Origin of the sequence: Agriterribacter sp., assembly GCF_035445465.1 — a bacterium.
In the GTDB taxonomy this organism is placed as follows: Bacteria; Bacteroidota; Bacteroidia; order Chitinophagales; family Chitinophagaceae; genus Agriterribacter.
Genome location: NZ_DAOMQT010000017.1, coordinates 14,926 through 32,585 on the forward strand (window position 1 = coordinate 14,926; position 17,660 = coordinate 32,585).

General features: G+C 41.7%; 11 protein-coding genes. 3 read left to right on the top strand and 8 right to left on the bottom strand.

Features of this window, described 5'->3' with window-relative positions:
- Positions 1-468 precede the first annotated feature (468 nt).
- The 3 genes from mobA (at position 469) to mobC (ending at position 4,677) form a co-directional block, all read left to right on the top strand.
- Positions 469-912, top strand: a complete 444-nt coding sequence (gene mobA / locus PLE34_RS10660; protein ID WP_324556672.1) for a conjugal transfer protein MobA — start codon at positions 469-471, stop codon at positions 910-912.
- Complete coding sequence (mobB, locus tag PLE34_RS10665; protein ID WP_324556675.1) at positions 912-2,231, top strand: conjugal transfer protein MobB; 1,320 nt, start codon at positions 912-914, stop codon at positions 2,229-2,231. Before mobA ends, mobB begins: the two co-directional genes overlap by 1 nt.
- 448 nt (positions 2,232-2,679) lie before the next feature.
- Positions 2,680-4,677 carry a conjugal transfer protein MobC gene (gene mobC, locus PLE34_RS10670; RefSeq protein WP_502875870.1) on the top strand — a complete coding sequence of 666 codons (1,998 nt, stop codon included), beginning with the start codon at positions 2,680-2,682 and terminating at the stop codon, positions 4,675-4,677.
- Between the two features lie 124 nt (positions 4,678-4,801).
- On the opposite strand, the gene PLE34_RS10675 is transcribed toward mobC, so the two are convergent.
- The 8 genes from PLE34_RS10675 to PLE34_RS10710 all read right to left on the bottom strand — a co-directional run bounded on the left by PLE34_RS10675 (position 4,802) and on the right by PLE34_RS10710 (position 17,359).
- The gene (locus PLE34_RS10675; RefSeq protein WP_324556677.1) at positions 4,802-5,059 is read right to left on the bottom strand and encodes a hypothetical protein; all 258 of its coding nucleotides are present in this window, start codon (positions 5,057-5,059) and stop codon (positions 4,802-4,804) included.
- Positions 5,060-5,131: 72 nt separating this feature from the next.
- Positions 5,132-10,540: a helicase-like domain-containing protein gene (locus PLE34_RS10680; protein ID WP_324556680.1), complete on the bottom strand. Its 5,409-nt coding sequence runs from the start codon at positions 10,538-10,540 to the stop codon at positions 5,132-5,134.
- Positions 10,530-10,961, bottom strand: coding sequence for a DUF1896 domain-containing protein (locus tag PLE34_RS10685; RefSeq protein WP_324556682.1), 432 nt, complete (start codon positions 10,959-10,961; stop codon positions 10,530-10,532). The genes PLE34_RS10680 and PLE34_RS10685 overlap by 11 nt, the downstream gene beginning before the upstream one ends.
- A gap of 64 nt (positions 10,962-11,025) precedes the next feature.
- On the bottom strand, positions 11,026-11,910 hold the full coding sequence (locus tag PLE34_RS10690; RefSeq protein WP_324556685.1) for an ORF6N domain-containing protein: 885 nt from the start codon (positions 11,908-11,910) through the stop codon (positions 11,026-11,028).
- Entirely contained in the window at positions 11,907-13,991 is a 2,085-nt protein-coding gene (locus PLE34_RS10695) for a type IA DNA topoisomerase (protein WP_324556687.1), read from the bottom strand. Before PLE34_RS10695 ends, PLE34_RS10690 begins: the two co-directional genes overlap by 4 nt.
- An 18-nt stretch (positions 13,992-14,009) precedes the next feature.
- Positions 14,010-15,464 (bottom strand): DUF3945 domain-containing protein, encoded by a 1,455-nt coding sequence (locus PLE34_RS10700; protein ID WP_324556689.1) that lies wholly within the window; start codon positions 15,462-15,464, stop codon positions 14,010-14,012.
- An 81-nt stretch (positions 15,465-15,545) separates the two neighbouring features.
- A complete protein-coding gene (locus tag PLE34_RS10705) occupies positions 15,546-15,854 on the bottom strand; it encodes a helix-turn-helix domain-containing protein (RefSeq protein WP_324556691.1) in 309 nt (102 codons plus the stop codon).
- A 242-nt stretch (positions 15,855-16,096) separates the two neighbouring features.
- On the bottom strand, positions 16,097-17,359 hold the full coding sequence (locus PLE34_RS10710; protein WP_324556694.1) for a hypothetical protein: 1,263 nt from the start codon (positions 17,357-17,359) through the stop codon (positions 16,097-16,099).
- Positions 17,360-17,660 lie beyond the last annotated feature (301 nt).

Here is a 17,660-nt window from a genome sequence, read left to right on the forward strand (position 1 = left end):
TTACTTACCTGTTGTTAGCAGGTAAATTGTTATTGTCACGTTGTTTACCTCTTTACTTCAGATCCTGTTTTCAGCGCTCCTATACAACTTTAAAGCAAAGAAAATAGCAGATGAATGTCATTTTCTAAATGTGGTATTCATTGTCGCTTTATGTCTTCATTTGGCATTGTCTAATGCCATATAGCAACCGTTTGCCTGTGTTTACTTTGTAATGACTGAATTGTTGAAAGAAGAAACTGGACTATGGTTGTTTAAGTGAACAGTTTAATAATCGGCATGAAGCCGTTTTTTTCCCTGCTTACTTTAATCCCGCCCAAAGCGGGATTTTCCTTTCACCGGAAAGGAGCAAGTTGTGTTTTGAGCAGCGCCAAATGCAGGGCGCAGCTCAAAACGAACTTGTCCGCCACAGGCGGAGACTTAAAACACCCTCCGAAGTCGGGTTTTTTCAGCATTTTAAAATGATGTTTTATGGACGAGAATAATAAGAAGAATGGAACAAAAAAATATGGACGTCATCCCAAAAATGATCCTGCGGTATTCAGGTATTCTATATCATTAAATGCTCAGGAGAATGCCAGGTTCCTCTCACTATTTGAAACATCCGGTATGCAGGTAAAGGCGCATTTTATTACAGCCTGTGTATTCCAGAAGACTATTAAGACGGTAAAAATTGATAAAGCAAAAATGGACTTTTACATGCGGCTGACAACATTGTACGGACAATTTCGTGCAGTTGGGGTGAATTATAACCAGGTAGTTAAGATATTATACCGCAATTTTTCGGAGAAAAAAGCAGCCGCATACCTCTTTAAATTAGAAAAGCAAACAACGGAAATGGCTGCATTATGCCAGAAAATAATACAGTTGATACAGCAGTTTGAGACAAAGCATTTGAATAAAAACGGGCAGTAATGATAGCGAAGATCGGCAGGGGGGAGAATATTTACGGGGCTTTATCTTACAACCAGATCAAAGTAAATAATGAAAACGGAGAGATTTTGCTCCTGCATAAAATGCTGGAAACACCCAATGGCAAATATTCCGTGGCCCAATTATCCCGCTCTTTTGAACCTTACTTATTAGCTAACCGCAATACTGAAAAACCGGTATTACACGTCTCTCTCAATCCTGATCCCAACGATAAGGTGAGCGATGAAAGGTATAGGCTGATGGCGCAGCAATACATGCAGGAAATGGGTTACGCAGATCAGCCGTTTGTGGTGTTCAAGCATAACGATACCAGCCGTACTCATATTCATATCGTTTCTGTATGTGTAGCCGAAGATGGCAGGAAGATTTCTGATTCATTTGAACGAAAACGTTCTATGAATGTTTGCCGGTCATTAGAACAGCAGTATAATCTTATAGCGGCCGCAGAAAAAACCCGTGAAAAGGATGAGCGGATATTTAAACCGGTGAATTATAAAACAGGCGATATAAAAAGCCAGATGGCTGCCGCGGTCAGATACCTCCCCAAACACTACCAGTTTCAAACGCTTGGGGCATATAACGCCTTACTTTCCTTATTTAACATTACCGCCGAAGAAGTTAAAGGCGAGCTGAACGGCCAGCCAAAACATGGTTTGGTTTATATTGCTTTGAATGAACAGGGAGAAAAAGCAAGTAACCCGTTTAAGTCTTCACTATTTGGAAAATCTGCTGGTATAGTCTGGCTCCAAAAGCATTTTGAAAAATCAAAGGAGCAAATGAAAACAAACCAGGTAAGGGCTACACTTAAAAACAGCATTGAGACGGCAATGCATATAACTTCCAATGAAGCAACTTTTAAAAAACAATTACTGGAGCAGGGAATCAATACCGTTGTTCGCCGTAACGAAGAAGGGCGTATTTATGGAATGACTTTCATTGATCATGAAAGCCGCACTGTTTGGAACGGATCGCAATTGAGTAAAAATATATCTGCGAATGTCTTCAATGAATTATGGCAACAGGAAGTAACGCAAAATCATGAAGTCACTTTACCGGACAGTACCCGGTTTACCAGTTCGATAGACAGGACAAAAGATGATGATTCCGATAAGGATAAGGAACAGCCCCATGAACTTTTTGATTTTCTATACAAGGATAAACCTGCGGGTTCTACTGAAGGATTCGATTTAGCAGAAGGCATTGGCGGGCTTTTACCGCAGGCGCAGGGTGAGGATTATGAGGAACTGGCCTTTGAAAGGCAGATGAAGAAAAGGAAGCGGAAAGCCAGTAGAAAGTCCTAAGCTTAGCGTAATATAAAAACTACTGCTTTTGCGGATTGCGGGTCTTGTTATAAAATAATAGGGAGGTCATTTTCTAAGGTATGGAATTATGAACACCTCACACATGCCGGGAATATGTGATAGTTGAAGAAGGCTTAACGGATATGCTCAGATAGATGTTACGCCTTACGAACTGGAAGCAGCACTCTCATTTCGGATATACAAACGAAAAACAATTATATACAGCCTCGATTTGCATTATTATGATGAAGCATACGAGCACTTAACCCTGCCGGAAGATTTTGACAGATACATCACCACACATGAAAACAGGATTTTTTTTGCCGGTGAAAACAGGTATAAGATGAACAGGAAATAACGTTCATCTGCCATATACATCCAAACAAAGCCAATCAGTTCCAACAGTATAACCTCTTTTGCTCTAACGCATAATTTTTCAAAAAACATTATGCAGGGAGAAGACGATTTGAGAGGACTGGCCAAGATCATGGCGTTCATGCGTGCCGTAAGCATCATCATGGTGCTGATGCACTTCTATTGGTTCTGTTACGGGTTCTTTGCCCAGCGTGGCTGGACCCTGGAGGTTATCAATAAAGTGTTGGGCAACTTCCACAGAACAGCAGGACTTTTTTCAAATACACTTTACACTAAAATATTTGCATTGGTACTACTGGCATTAAGCTGTCTCGGTACTAAAGGGGTTAAGAATGAGAAGATAACCTGGCCGAGGATTTATTCAACCTTAGCCATCGGGTTTATATTGTTCTTTTTCAGCACAACGCTATTAAAATTATCGGCTAGCATAGCAGCATCTTCATACATCCTCACGACCTCAACTGGGTACATCGCTTTAATGGTTGCAGGAATATGGATGAGCCGCCTGTTACGTAACAACCTAATGAGCGATGTATTCAATAATGAGAATGAAAGCTTCCAGCAGGAAACCAAACTCATGAGTAATGAGTATTCTGTAAACCTTCCCACTAAATTTTATTACAAAAGCAAATGGAATGAGGGATGGATCAATGTAGTAAATCCTTTCAGAGCTACAATAGTATTGGGTACGCCTGGTTCAGGTAAAAGTTATGCCATCATAAATAATTATATCAAACAGCATATTGAAAAAGAGTTTTCAATGTACATCTATGACTTTAAGTTTGATGATCTTTCTACCATTGCTTACAATCATTTACTGAAACACAGCGGTAAGTACAAAGTAAAACCAAAATTTTATGTGATCAACTTTGATGATCCGCGAAGGAGCCACCGCTGCAATCCGCTTAATCCTGAATTTATGACCGATGTTTCCGATGCCTACGAAGCAGCTTATACCATCATGCTAAACCTGAACCGTAGTTGGATACAAAAGCAGGGCGATTTTTTTGTAGAAAGCCCGATCATTCTTCTGGCTGCTATCATCTGGTTTTTGAAAATCTATGATAACGGCAGCTACTGCACTTTTCCTCATGCCATTGAGCTATTGAACAAAAAATATGCAGATGTATTTACCATCCTTACTTCCTATCCCGAACTGGAAAACTACCTGTCTCCGTTTATGGATGCCTGGCAGAGCGGCGCACAGGATCAGTTACAGGGACAGATTGCATCGGCTAAAATTCCGCTTTCAAGAATGATCTCCCCGCAACTCTATTGGGTAATGACCGGCGATGATTTTTCTTTGGATATTAATAATCCGAAATCACCTAAAATACTTTGTGTAGGCAATAATCCCGACCGACAAAACATTTATTCCGCAGCATTGGGCTTATATAATTCAAGGATCGTGAAGCTCATCAATAAGAAAGGACAATTAAAGAGTTCTGTGATCATTGATGAGTTACCAACCATTTACTTCAGGGGACTTGATAATCTCATTGCAACTGCCCGTAGTAATAAAGTAGCTGTTTGCCTGGGCTTCCAGGATTTTTCGCAATTAACCCGTGATTATGGCGACAAGGAAAGCAAGGTGATTCAAAATACCGTGGGTAATATTTTCAGTGGTCAGGTAGTTGGAGAGACTGCTAAACACTTATCCGACCGCTTTGGTAAAGTGTTGCAAAAAAGACAGAGTTTAACCATCAACCGTAGTGATAAATCTACCTCTATATCCACTCAAATGGACACCCTGATACCAGCTTCTAAAATCGCTACGCTTACCCAGGGTATGTTTGTGGGCGCCGTATCAGATAATTTTGATGAACGTATTGAGCAGAAAATATTTCACGCTGAGATTGTAGTGGACAATGACAAGGTAACTTCGGAGACAAAAGAATACCGGAAAATCCCCCAGATATTATCTTTTGAGGAAGCGGGAGAAGATAAGATGAAACAGGAAATTGAAGCCAATTACCGGCAGATCAAACAGGACATTATTGGCATCATTGAAACCGAAATGGAGCGGATAAAAAGTGACCCTGCATTGCAGCATTTGGTGCAGCGGGGATAAAGTTGCGTGGTGAGGTCCTGTATTTTTATTTACTGGTTGATCATTAAACCGGCGCTGCCGGTTCGTTGGATCAGCAGCTATTGCGCATCCCGGCACATGAATTTGCTCTTTGCGATTAATTTTTTTAGAACCGGGGATAAAGCTTTTGAAGATTTTCAAGCCAGGTATTGATTTGTTCATCCCTGATCGCATCCCGACTTAAATCCTTTCCGGTGAAGCGAACGGTTTTGCCATTCTTGTTTTTTATGAAGATATAATTTCCTCCGCTGTAAAGCGTATAGGCGTTGGATACTGATCCAATGAGTTTATAGTATTTTTCTTCTTCACGGCCCGGAAAATCAGAAATAAAACACAACTGTTCCATCCGGCTAAGATAAGCCATTTGGTGCAGCGCTATTTGTTATTTTAATCTTATTGTTTAGACTATAGCTGTGTATTGTACAGGATATATTACTTACATTGCTTTCAATTTTGCTGAAGATTTAATGGAAACGCTTTGTTTTGTTTCATCGGACTGAAAATGATCAGTCTGATCATCTTTGCGCTGTTCAGAACTAATAGACAACAGTATTTTCCTGTCCAGTCCCGCAAGTTCATTTTTTAAATCTGTGAGCTGCTTTTCTTTCGTCCAGGTTCCGTTTACCACTTCCTGCAAAACAGGCAAATCTTTTTTCATACCGGCAATTTTCTTTTCTTCCTGTTCCATCAGTCCGGGTAGTTTTTCCAAAGCATTCAGAAAGTTCATGGAAGCCAGCTTTGGATCGGATGCCATCTGCCCGTTATTGTAGGTGTATTTGATACCGCCTTCGCCCATCACAAAAAAGCGGTTATCTTTTATATCCATTCCATCTTTCTTAGATATCTCGGTTTTTACAAGTAGGGTAAATCCATACAGGCTGCCGATTTCCAGGTATTCTCCTTCGGTTCGGGATTTGGCAGATAGTTCATTCAGTTTAGTGCCAATTTGTTTCACATCGGCGGTGGCAGGCAGGTCAGTTAACTGCACAGGATTGGCAATTGTGCCATCCTGTCTTTTCTGTATGCGTTTTTGAAGGTTATCCCAATCTGTTTTCATTCGCTCAAGGCGTGAGCTTGCAGCTTCCATTGATACTGTTATATCTTCCAGCTTATATTTGGAACTGAACTTAGAGCGGTTGAATGCCTGGCGTTCACTGTGCAGACCTGCAATTTGTTTTTCCAATTTTGCTTTTTCCAGCAGATCGGTGTTGCCTGAAAGTATGGCTACGTATTCAGAAAAATTCATTCCGGACTTTTCATCAATACCACCTTCATCAATGGTTCGTTTTCCGAGGTTATTGCTTTTGAGCTGATCAATAAAAACCTGTTTGTTGTACAGGAGATTGAACTTATAACTATCCAAAGATTTTTCCACCGCGTAAATAATAACATCCACTGTATTCCCCGCAAAGAATTTTGCAATTTCATTGCCTTTGCGGATAGCCCGGCCATCGCGTTGGGCAAGGTCGCTGGGTCGCCACGGCGTATCTAAGTGATGAATGGCTATAGCCCTCTTTTGACCGTTAACACCTGTTCCAAGCATGTCAGTGGAGCCGAATAACACACGGATTCTACCCTCGTTGAATGCTTTAATTATTTCTTTCCGTTGCTTTTCATTCTTCACTTCCTGGATAAAGCGAATTTCATAGGCCGGTATGCCATAATCTTCTATCAGCTTGCGTTTGATCTCACTATACACATTCCATCCGCCAGGCTTATAGGTTCCCAGGTCAGAAAAGACAAACTGCGTTCCTTTCTGAGCATTGAACCTTTGATAGTATTTGGCAATATTGGCAGCGCAATGAGATGCTTTGTTATCGGGATGGTCGTCATACTTTGAACTTATCATCCGCATATCCAGTGACATCTTACGGGCATAATCAGTAGCAATCAGCATCTTTGCTTTTTCTTCTGACTCAGATAATTTTGATCTTCCAAGCAGGGTAGCATCACCCGTTTTGGCAAACTCCATCAATTTTTTGATAAACACTTCCTGCTGTGGTGTTGGTGGAATATTGTGCAGTATCTCTTTTTTTTCAGGACGATCAATTCCGATATCTTTTGCGGTTCTGTAGTCTGTTATTTCTGAATAGAACTGCGCCAGTTCAGGTACTTTAATAAAAAAACGGAAGCGCTCTTTCTGTACAATATTGTTGGCTACAGAAAATTCATAATCGGTGGTTTTTCTTGCATAAATAGCCGCCCAGGCGTCAAAACAGTTAATACCCTGTTTTTCCAATGCTTTAGGGCGCAGGTATTTGAACAACAGATAAAGCTCTGTCAGTGAGTTACTGATAGTAGTCCCCGAAAGAAAGGTTGCACCTAAATCTTTACCGGTACGTTCCTGAATAGTGCGGATAGCAAAGAGCAGGTTCATTGCCTTTTGGCTACCCTGCATATTACCGAGCCCGGCAACACGCTCATGGCGGGTATTGAACATCAGGTTTTTAAAACGATGGCTTTCATCAACAAATAAATGGTCTATACCCATCATTTTAAAATCCACTACATCATCCTTGCGGCTTCCAATATCGTGCTCCAGTGTTTTGAGCTTCACTTCAAGGTTTTGCTTTCGGACTATAACACCTTTGAGCATCGCTCTTGAAATCTCTTTACTCTGCTTTTGTAAAGCGGCAAGATTTTCTTCCACACTATCCAGTTCAATTTGCAGTATCTCCTTTTGCAGCTCCGGTGATTGTGGTATCATGCCGAACTGGTCGTGTGTGAGTATCACGCAATCCCAATTGTTGTTTTTAATCTCGCCGAAAATGCGTAGCCGTTTCTTAGGGGTAAAATCCTCTTTACCAGGGTAAAGAATCCTGGCGTGTGGATAGGCGGTTCGGTAAGCCTCGGCAATTTCGTGGACGTTACTTTTCAAACCAATGATCATCGGTTTGTGGGCTAAGCCCAAACGCTTCATTTCCTGTGCTGCCGTACACATCACTAATGTTTTTCCGGCTCCTACTTCGTGATCACAGATAGCGCCGTTGTTCAGCTTGATCATCCATACCGTATCCTTTTGACTCGAATACAGGTCGTCAATGCCCAGGCCTTTCCTGTTCAGTTCGGGAAACTCCTGGTGGCTTCCATTGTACTGCGGACGAACAAAGCAGTTAAACGTATCGTTGTATTTATCGGTAAGTCTTTTTTTAAACTCATCATTCTGGGCGTGCAGCCATTCGGTAAAAGCAGTACGTATCTGATCAATTTTAGTGCCGGCCATCTGTATAGCCTCCATATCCCGCACCTTCATTTCCTGGTCGCCCACCATAATCTTTTTGGTGATATCGGGCGTAGTATTTACCAACGCATGTTTTAACAGCGCAATGCCATCATAAGTACGGCTTTCAGATTTTACAGCATACTTGTCCCATATATGCACATTCTTCCGGTCGCAATTAATGGAAAAATCATCTGTGTTTTCACTGTAGTGAATCCTGACTTCTGTATCGAATAAAGATGAGGCAAACCGGTTGTAAATACCTTGTGGTATCCATCGTTCACCCAGGTTAAAATCCAGTTCTTCAAATTCAATTCTTGTTGGACGGGCTTGTGTTAATGCCTTCAAACTTTCAACTGCTTCCTTATCACCGGGGTTTTCATTTACATAAGTTTGTACAGCCGCTGCTTTTTCTACCACATCTCCGCAAACCCATCGCTCGGAAATTTCATATTCCCTGTCAAGTGGATTATAATAAATCCGGCCATGTAAAGCAGTCTTCAGCTCCTCTGTAGTTATTCCACTGATCCGGGACATAAAATCCAAATCAACTTTACCTGATTTGTTGAGAGACGCCGCTAATGCTTCATCAGGATTACCGGCAGCTATTGTGTTTGTAGAAAAACTTACCGGGCGATGGAAGATATCTGCCTTATGTACAACACCGCCCACCACGCGTTCCATGTAGGGTATCTCATTTCCGACGCTATCTGTTTTTATCAGCTTTATATTGTCAGCGCTGTTCAGGTTGCCATACCGTTTTACAAAGCCGTCATACAGCCTGTTAAGTGTTGCCCGTTCTTCATTATGTTCACTTTGTAGTACTGCTTCTTTGTGGTAAAGATCAAGGTAGCTATCACGCACAGCGATATAGGCTTCCGCTCTGACTTTTTGTGAACCACTCAACTGCAAAGGATGAAACATAGCCTGTTGCTTTTCACTGTCCACTTTTCGCAGGTAACCCACAAAACCATTACCCGTTACAAGACAATCATCCCTGTAATAAGAACAAAAGCTTCCGCTGTAAAGGGAAGGTTCCGGTAAGACTGCGGATTGTGAAACAGATACATTAACTCCATTTCCATTTAGCCCGGAAAACAGGTCGCCTGCTACGCCCTGTGGTTTATTACCATTAAAAGGTTTGCCTTCGCCATTCAACGGTTTGCTATTGACAGGAAGTGGATGTGGTTGCTGATTTACAGCGCTGAATAAATTGGATTGTGCTGTGGCAATGGTCTTTTTTTTAACAGGGGATTGTTTGACGGCAGTGGAGGTAGCGCCTGCTGATGCTGTCTGCTGCGGGCTTGCCAACAAATCAAACAGGCTCAACTGCACATGCCCTGTGGATCTGCTACTGGTGTTTTGAGCAGGTGCATGACCAATCTGCTGCTTAATAGTTATTTGTTCATCGCGGGGGAGTTCCGGCTTTGGCCCGGTGAATATTTTAATTACAGGTTCATCCTTTTTTAATCCCCTGTACAACCCGATGTCTAAGCGTTCAGTCAGGTCTGATAACAACATTTTTTTCATGTCCCTTGCTATACCTTCAACACCTTCCCCGTGTTCATAAATCCAGGCAGGTCGTCCGTACAGATCAGTGTCTTTGTACAGGGAGGTATGAACGATACGGTCCAGGTTTTCAAACAGCACATTATTGGTAGTATCGTCAGCGGTGGTATAGGTTTGGCAAAACCGCTGTTCAATCTCTGAAAGACCCTGCTTTTGGCTGTTTTTTTGAAGTACGATTAAGTCACTACCAACCTGCGTACCCGCATGATCTGTAAAAAGATTATTGGGTAACCGGATGGCAGAAATCAGGTTATTGTCATGCATCAATGCCTTTCGGATGGGCTCGTTCCTTGCGCTGTTGAGCACAGCTTGCGAAGTAATAAAAGCAAGCAAGCCACCATCGCGGAGCATATCGGTTCCCTTCAGGAAAAAATAATTGTGTATGCTTCTTGCCGCCTGTACCCTGGCTGGATATTTACCACGGCAATAAGAAAGATCAAATACCGAAGTATCCCCGAACGGAATATTACTTGTTACCAGATCATAGCTGTTCTTTTCATTTTCCGGGATTTCTTCAAATCCACTTACGCGGGTATTGACATCCGGATAAATGTGTTTTAATATCTTGGCTGTAAGCAAATCTTTTTCATACGCTGAAATCTCACTGGTAGCACCAAAGGTTTTTTTAAAAGATTCAATAAAAGCACCCGAGCCTGCCGATGGTTCCAGCATCCGGTCTATTGCTATGCTTTTTTCTTTTAGTGCCGCTGCAATGGCATTGATGACAGGCGGCGGCGTATAAAAAGCTGTTAGCACAGAACCGCGCATACTATCTACATAGCTGCGGTACTGCTTTTCATCAGTGGAATTTTCCCTTAATAATTGCAGGAGTTCCTGCGTTTTTGCAAACAGCGGGTGATCTGTCTTTCTCCATTCGTTGATGTCAATAGGATTATCGGCAGGGTTTAAAACGAATTTTAAGCCGCCAAAACCACTGTATTGCATCAGCAGCAGGCGCTCGCTGGCAGTAGCATTACGCTTTTCTTTTTCAAGTTTAAAAGCAATACTAAGGGCATCAATATTGCACTGGAGATGCTGCGGTTTACTAAAGCCCATGTTCCTCAATCCAGGTTGCTATGGTTCCGGTTAATTCGGTGTAGAGCAGGTCAAAATCTGTACCGTATGCGAAGTCACCGGTGAGTTCATATTTTGCAAATACCGGTTCGCAAACCGGCAGCATTTTCAAGGCGAAGGGACGAAGTTCCTCATCCATCATAACGGTGTCGAACTCGTTACTTACCGCCTGCATTACGGTATCAAACTTTGAGAAATACAACCCATCAAACAGTACACTGTCGGCAATGGCCTGGCATTGCTCTATCCTGTTCCCTGCTTTAAACGCACTCTCATAAGTTTCGGCGGCGTATTGGGAACGTTGTTGAATGAAGACATTATCATGTGCCAGTTCCGGGAAGCTTGTATTTAGTAATTCCTGTAGTCTTAATGAGAAATAGGAAAGTTCATTTTGCTGTTCCATATAGTTTTATTTAGTCTTTAATTGTTTGAAGATGCACCTTTGATAAATAATAGCTAAGCGTTAATTAAGTGTCGTTTAAAAAACCAAGCATCTTGCTTACCTCCCGGTCTATTTTGGAAAATGCAAACCATTTTTTACCCAGATCTTTTAGCGACGCACCGATATGATAAAGCTCCATCCCGTCAAGCAGTATAAACCTATCGTGGGCGTTAGAGAATCGCTGGATTTTGATATTGGGGTACTGGCTGTTGTAGCGTTGTAAATCCAATTGCAAGTGACTGTCAAAATTTTTGGTGTAAATGGTGGCTGATACCCCGGCGCCACGCTTTCCAAGAAGGGTGAGCACTGTGTCATCCACATAGTTGTCAATAAGTATAATGGACCTTTTGGCCGAACGGATAATATCAGCCACAAAACTGTAAGCATCAAATATCTGACCGTCGTAGAAGATACCCTTATCACTTTGCAGTTTGTCGCTGTCTAATGCCTTAAACAGCTCTTCAAACTTCAGGTCTGCCTCTGATTGTTTGATCTCGATCCTTTCCAGGCGGCAAAAGAGGTTACCGTTTTGGATAATAAAGCGCCGCATTTCCACAAAAGCTTCCATTATCTGCACACTCACTTTTATGGCTGTTTGAGAGTGAAGAACGGCGGAAGCCATCGCAATCCCGGATTCGGTAAAAGCATATGGAAAATATCTGTTACCTCCATGTACTGAACTTGAGGTTCCAAATTGGAACCTCAAGTTTTCTGCCTCCTGCTGAGTTAACTGAAAACAGAATGATTCAGGAAACCTGTTGCTATTGCGCTTTACAGCTTTATTCAGGTTCTTTGTTTCAACCTGGTATAATACTGCCAGGTCGCGATCCAGTATTATTTGCCGGTCCCGCACGGTATAAATAAGACTCCTGATGTCAATTGGGTTGGTTAGCGCCATAGCTTCCGTCATTTTTTATATGATTTTCTCGTTTCAAATTCAAAGTGGGTCGCGCATTCCTCGTTCATCACGATGTATGCATTAAATGTTTTCCCAGCCTTGCTTTTCATTCCTTTCAAAAGCGATGTTCTTCCTTTGCTGACAAGTCTTTCGATGTCTTCCACGCTGATCTGAATCCCGCATACACTGCGAAACTGTATCCAGTTGCATTGTTCATCCGGGCATTTTACAATTTTATCCCTGATAATTAAATGATACTTTTTGCATTTGGGACATAATAACACCGGTAGCTGTTCCATATTTTCAGTAGTATTTAAAAGTTCATGGGTAATGCTGGTCGCATAGGCTTCCATTTCTTTTTGAAAATCGTCAGCATTCACTTCGTTATTTTCAATCTTCTGCAGGGCGATTTCCCATTCGGCAGTCATGGCAACATCCGCGATCTTTTTGTCCTTCATCAGATGGTACACCTGTAGTCCCTTTTCAGTAGGAATGAGCGCCTTTTTTTCCCGTATTATATAGCCACGCTTAAACAGGGTTTCAATAATGGCGGCTCTTGTTGCAGGCATTCCGATGCCAATACCCTGCAATGCTTTTCGCTGGTCTTCACTTTCAATTTCCTTTCCGGCATTTTCCATTGCTGATAGTAATCCGGCTTCGGTATAAAGTACCGGTGGTTTGGTTTTCCTTTCAAGCACCGCAGCATTTTTGATTTTCAGTTCATCACCTGCGTTTAGCTCAGGTAGTTCCACTGCTGCGTCCGTTTCATCGTCTGAAAAATTGCCTCTGATCACCCGCCAGCCAGGTTCCAGTACTTTGCAACCTTTCACCATGAAATCATAGTGTGAGGCCTGTAAGGTTACATCAGTAAACTCCTTAACACAGGGCTGGGATATAGCTTCCAGTAACCGCAAGGCAATCATATCATAGACAGCATTTTCCTTAGCTGATAATGCCGATGGAATTTTACCGGTAATGAGTAACCCGTGATGGTCGGTTACTTTCAGGTCATTGACAATGCGTTTATTGAAACGTCCCCATATTACTTTAGATACAGCATCTTTACATGAAGCGCTGCTTTCCAACGCCCGAACAAGGTTCGGGATTTCAGCCCACATATCTTCGGGGATATACCGGCTACCTGTTCTTGGATAAGTGATGAACTGCTTTTCATACAAGCCCTGGGCAATGTTCAGCGTTTCTTCAGCAGAAAGACCAAGCTTTTTATTGGCCTCTTTCTGTAGTCCGGTAAGATCAAACAATAAAGGTGGTTGTTCTGAAATGTTTTTATTTTCTATGGAAGAAATGGTGGCAATGCCGGCACGTAAAACGGATTTTAAAATCTCATCCGCTTTCTTCTTATCCTCCCATTTATTTTTGGAAATGCTTTTAAAATCTATGAACTCCTTTCGGTGTTCAAGTCCGATTTGCCAGAAGCGCTGAACCGAGAAGTTTTTGTTTTCCAGGCAGCGCTTACAAATCAATGCAAGTGTGGGCGACTGCACTCTTCCGAGCGAATAGATGCCGCTTCCTGCGGCAATGCTCAGCGCCTGCGAAGCGTTGATGCCTACTAACCAGTCAGCGCGGCTCCTGCATTGGGCTGCATGGTAAAGTCCATTAAAATCGCTTCCGGGTTTTAGGTTTTCAAAACCCTGCCTAATAGCTTTCTGCGTTAGTGAACTGATCCATAAACGCTCAAAAGGTTTTTTACATTTTAGATATTCGTAGATGTACCGGAATATCAGCTCACCTTCCCGTCCTGCATCGGTGGCAACAATAATGCTGTCGCATTTTTTTAGGAGTTGCTCTATAATTTTCAGTTGTTTTACTGCGCCACTATCAGCCGTATACCCCTTATCGTTTCTAATCTTGCGAACTGTAAGTATAAAGGGATCGGGAAGTATAGGCAAGTTCTCTCCCCTAAATCCGGTAACTCCATAATCTTCGGGCATTGCCGGTACTATCAAATGACCCAAAGCCCAGGTTACATAATAGCCGCCACCTGCCAGGAACCCATCTTTTTTTTCGGTGGCTCCCAGCAGGGCGGCTATCTCCCTGGCTACACCTGGCTTTTCTGCAATAACTACCTTCATGTCTTAGCGTATTATTTGCTAAATCTTTCTGCCTTTGGATTTGGCAGGTTTCTGCGTTTGTTTCTCCTGCTGTTTTTTGCTATCCGGCTCTTTTTGCCCTGACTTCAGCGGCTCTTTGATATTTTTAGTAGCCTCGTTGGTTTTGCCTTCGGAGTTTACGGCTGTCTGGGTTTTGTGTTCTTCCGTCGGTTTTACTTTTTCACGCAGCTTGTTGGGGTCGCTGAAAGAGAATTCGGTTTTAGCTGTCTCTTTGTTGAACGTCAGGTAACCTTTGTATTCTTTGCCTTCCTTATCTTTTAAATCAGGAACGTAAATAGTCTGTCCGTCCTTAAACCGCTGGTATTGATTATCATCCAACTCTTTACCCCGTATAAATCTCGGAGCATCCTTGCCCTGGTTTTGCTGTACGTTATCAGACAGGTTATTATTGAACAGGAACTCTACATAACGCTTGTCTGCATTGTACTGTACGGTAGCATTAAAAAGGTCTCCTTTTTTGGAGATCATACCTTCAATATAGAGCGGTTTACCTTCCTGCAAGACCTGCTTTTGCTGTTCATCCAGTTTTACACCTTTAATTTCATCAGGGGCTTTTATCTTATCAGTTCGCAGGGCTATCAGTTCATTAGTTAGCCTGTCAACACTGATGATGGATGGTATGGTTTCCCCGGTCTTAGAATTGGTAAGATCAACAACCCGCCCCATGTTGCCTGTTTTTAGCAGGTTGTCTTTGTCTTCCTTTGTAAACGCATGGCCGAAAAATGGAAAATTCAGTTGTGGCTCTTTTCTTATTCCATGTATAGCTACTACCGCCTGACCGTTATCGCCGGATTGCAGTGAGAGCCTTGCATCCATGCGGGTAATAGCTGTACCGAGGTTGAGGCTGATGGGTACCAGTTCATTGGTTTTATAGCCTTTTAGCAAAGGATCGAGCAGGTTCATTTTTTCGAGCCGTTCCTTACTTAATCCAAGATTGGACATCGTTTCCCAGTCTATCTGCTGCGGCGTGTAGCGGTACTCGCCATTCTGCGGTTTTGCCTGTGTTGTTGTTTCCATATTGTTTGTATTTTCTTGTTGACGACCTTTCTGCTGTGACTGCTCCTGTTTTGGTTCTGTTTTTACTTCGTATTTTGACAGAAGTTGTTCACCTTCTTTGGTTGGAGTATCAATATGTTTTTGCATTTCTGTGGCAGTGTCAACGACAATAGATACGGGTATTTTGAAAAATGAAAACCGGGTTGGATCCTTTAATTGTCGCAGAAAATTGGAAAAGAAGTTGGAGAATATATCTCCATGCTTATCCACCCGCATGAACTCACTATTGTTTTTCCCGTTGGGTTCTACTGTTTCCAGCCCGCCGTTTTTGTCAATACCTTTTACGGCCTGGATTTTCTTTTTTTCTTTATCCAGAACAAGAAGTATATCTGTTAACTGATCAGGTGATGACTGCTGCTGTACATTTTGTTCGTTCATCGTTATAATATTTTATTGTTTGCTAAAAATAGAGTGGATGCATACAGATTTTAAGAAATTGTCGCCTGTTGGCATCCCTTGTCATTTTATGGCTTTGGCTGGTTGTACAGGTTTATTGAAACTATCGCGGATAAATTGATGGACATCCGATAGTTTATAATACAGTTTACCGCTAATACTATAGTAGGGCAGCCTTCCTGATGAACGATAGCGCTGAAGGGAGCGGTTACTGATCTTCAGCATCTGGAGCAAATCCTGGTTATCCATCAGCTCTTCACCATCAACAACCTGCAACTTCTTTTGTTCAGTGATAAGATGTTCACTGAGAATATCGAAGCGCTCCATGATCCGCTCCATCCATGCAACAAATTCCATCCGGTCTATATTCATACAATTTGCTTTTGTAGCCGCAATTGAAATGCTGGTCTCTATAACCGGCAATGCGGCCGTATCTGATAGCAAAAAAACAACCTTGATAACCTCCTGTCAAGTCCAACTTTATGCTGTACCCTTTTGTACCCCTCTGGATTTGAATGGCTGAAAGGGAACAAAGGGAGTAGTATGGAAATCCTCCATAGGAGAGCATGTATGTTATCGGAGATATGCTGAATGGCTAAAGGCTGAACGAAATATTAGTATTCCCTAATTTTTTTAATGATTTGCTCCAGGGTTTCTATTGCAATTCTTTTATCTCTTTCTTCTGCAGAATATGATTTGCTTCTCATGCCATCATAAGACAGATGCTCTCTTGCCGGAGTGGACAGATAGGGTACAATTACTTTAAACACTTCGCTCATGGATTTTGCAAGCAGTATCCTTTGCTCATCGGCTGCACGTAATATTAATCCAATCTGATCGGAGGATAACAGACAAATAACCTTGTGCCTTTTTGTTAAAGGCAGGGTATTTTTTTGTAAGTCGTTACCAGACTTTCTGCTGGAAGTAATTGTTGATAAATGTTCTTCCAGGTACAACAACTCCTGGGAGAACCAGTTATTTATGAGGGTTTCAACGCTGTGGAAGTTTTTGTTATAGGCTGTATCCGGGCTTTTGTGCATTTGATTAAATGATTTATACAGAAAAAGCAACCGGCTCTTTTTTTCTTCCGTAGTCTCCCCTTTACAAATCCTCGTTTCAATATATTCAATCAAATAATTAATATATTCTCTACTATTGAAGTTTAGATAAATAAGAACCCTGTCAACCGTTGTATACCCCTGAGCTGCTTTTTGGTTAAAATCTATTTTTTCCAGTTCCGCAATAAGCTTTTTTTTGTAGCTAATATCTTTATAGCTGGTACTGTTCTCGAATTCATTGCTGCCAAGAAATCTTTTTAATTTGCTGGTAACTATTTTAAATGAATCCTTTTGCGGACTATTAATGGATATTTTGCTTTGTAGTCTCTCTAATCTTAAAGAGCATTCTTTTTGGACAAGACGGAAGTATGTTCTTGACACATATTCGTTCCTGCTCAGGTAAGCCGAAAACCGGGTTTCAATAAATGATATTAATTCCTCTAACAGTTGCAATAGTTCTGTAACGATTCTATGTGCATTACTTTTCCCGGGAGAAATATTTTCAAGATTGGAGAACGTCTGGCCCGACAGTATGGTTAGTGTAGTATGATAATTTCTGATCAATAACTCAGCTTCGGCTTTTGATTGAACGCAAAACATCTGTTTCTGAACCAGACTTCGAATCTTTAATGCTTCCTCACCAAGTCGGTCCAGGATGCGTATTTCATCCTGGTCAGAAATTTCATCAGGATAACGATTTTGGGGATTTAGCGTGAAGTTCACTAAAATGTCTAACCACTCTAATGCATATGCTTCGCTGCATTTAACGGGCGAAGTAATCCCTTGAAATCCTTTCTCTGGTTTTTTGTTGCTTAGCATAGGCTCGCAGGTTTACAGGATGTTAATCCTTCAATAACTTAATCTATAAATGAAGTTTATTACTTCGAACAATAAGAGATCAGATAGCTGATAATGCTGAATCAAAATATTGTTCAGGAATCAATTACAGAGGTTGAGGCTGGATATTTTACAGAAGCTTTTCTCATGGTGTTGAGAACAAGCCATATAGTAACGAAGTAAAATCAAAATATAGGTCTGATAATGGATATAGTGCTGTGAATTTCCCGCAGTTCTACCCGAGAGGATATAGATTCGGATTGAGAAATGCCGTTTCAAATAC

Bases quoted from the DNA above. Each gene is read 5' to 3' on its own strand.
- mobA (WP_324556672.1), top strand. From the start codon at position 469: ATGGACGAGAATAATAAGAAGAATGGAACAAAAAAATATGGACGTCAT.
- mobB (WP_324556675.1), top strand. From the start codon at position 912: ATGATAGCGAAGATCGGCAGGGGGGAGAATATTTACGGGGCTTTATCT.
- mobC (WP_502875870.1), top strand. From the start codon at position 2,680: ATGCAGGGAGAAGACGATTTGAGAGGACTGGCCAAGATCATGGCGTTC.
- PLE34_RS10675 (WP_324556677.1), bottom strand. From the start codon at position 5,059: ATGGCTTATCTTAGCCGGATGGAACAGTTGTGTTTTATTTCTGATTTT.
- PLE34_RS10680 (WP_324556680.1), bottom strand. From the start codon at position 10,540: ATGGGCTTTAGTAAACCGCAGCATCTCCAGTGCAATATTGATGCCCTT.
- PLE34_RS10685 (WP_324556682.1), bottom strand. From the start codon at position 10,961: ATGGAACAGCAAAATGAACTTTCCTATTTCTCATTAAGACTACAGGAA.
- PLE34_RS10690 (WP_324556685.1), bottom strand. From the start codon at position 11,910: ATGACGGAAGCTATGGCGCTAACCAACCCAATTGACATCAGGAGTCTT.
- PLE34_RS10695 (WP_324556687.1), bottom strand. From the start codon at position 13,991: ATGAAGGTAGTTATTGCAGAAAAGCCAGGTGTAGCCAGGGAGATAGCC.
- PLE34_RS10700 (WP_324556689.1), bottom strand. From the start codon at position 15,464: ATGAACGAACAAAATGTACAGCAGCAGTCATCACCTGATCAGTTAACA.
- PLE34_RS10705 (WP_324556691.1), bottom strand. From the start codon at position 15,854: ATGAATATAGACCGGATGGAATTTGTTGCATGGATGGAGCGGATCATG.
- PLE34_RS10710 (WP_324556694.1), bottom strand. From the start codon at position 17,359: ATGCTAAGCAACAAAAAACCAGAGAAAGGATTTCAAGGGATTACTTCG.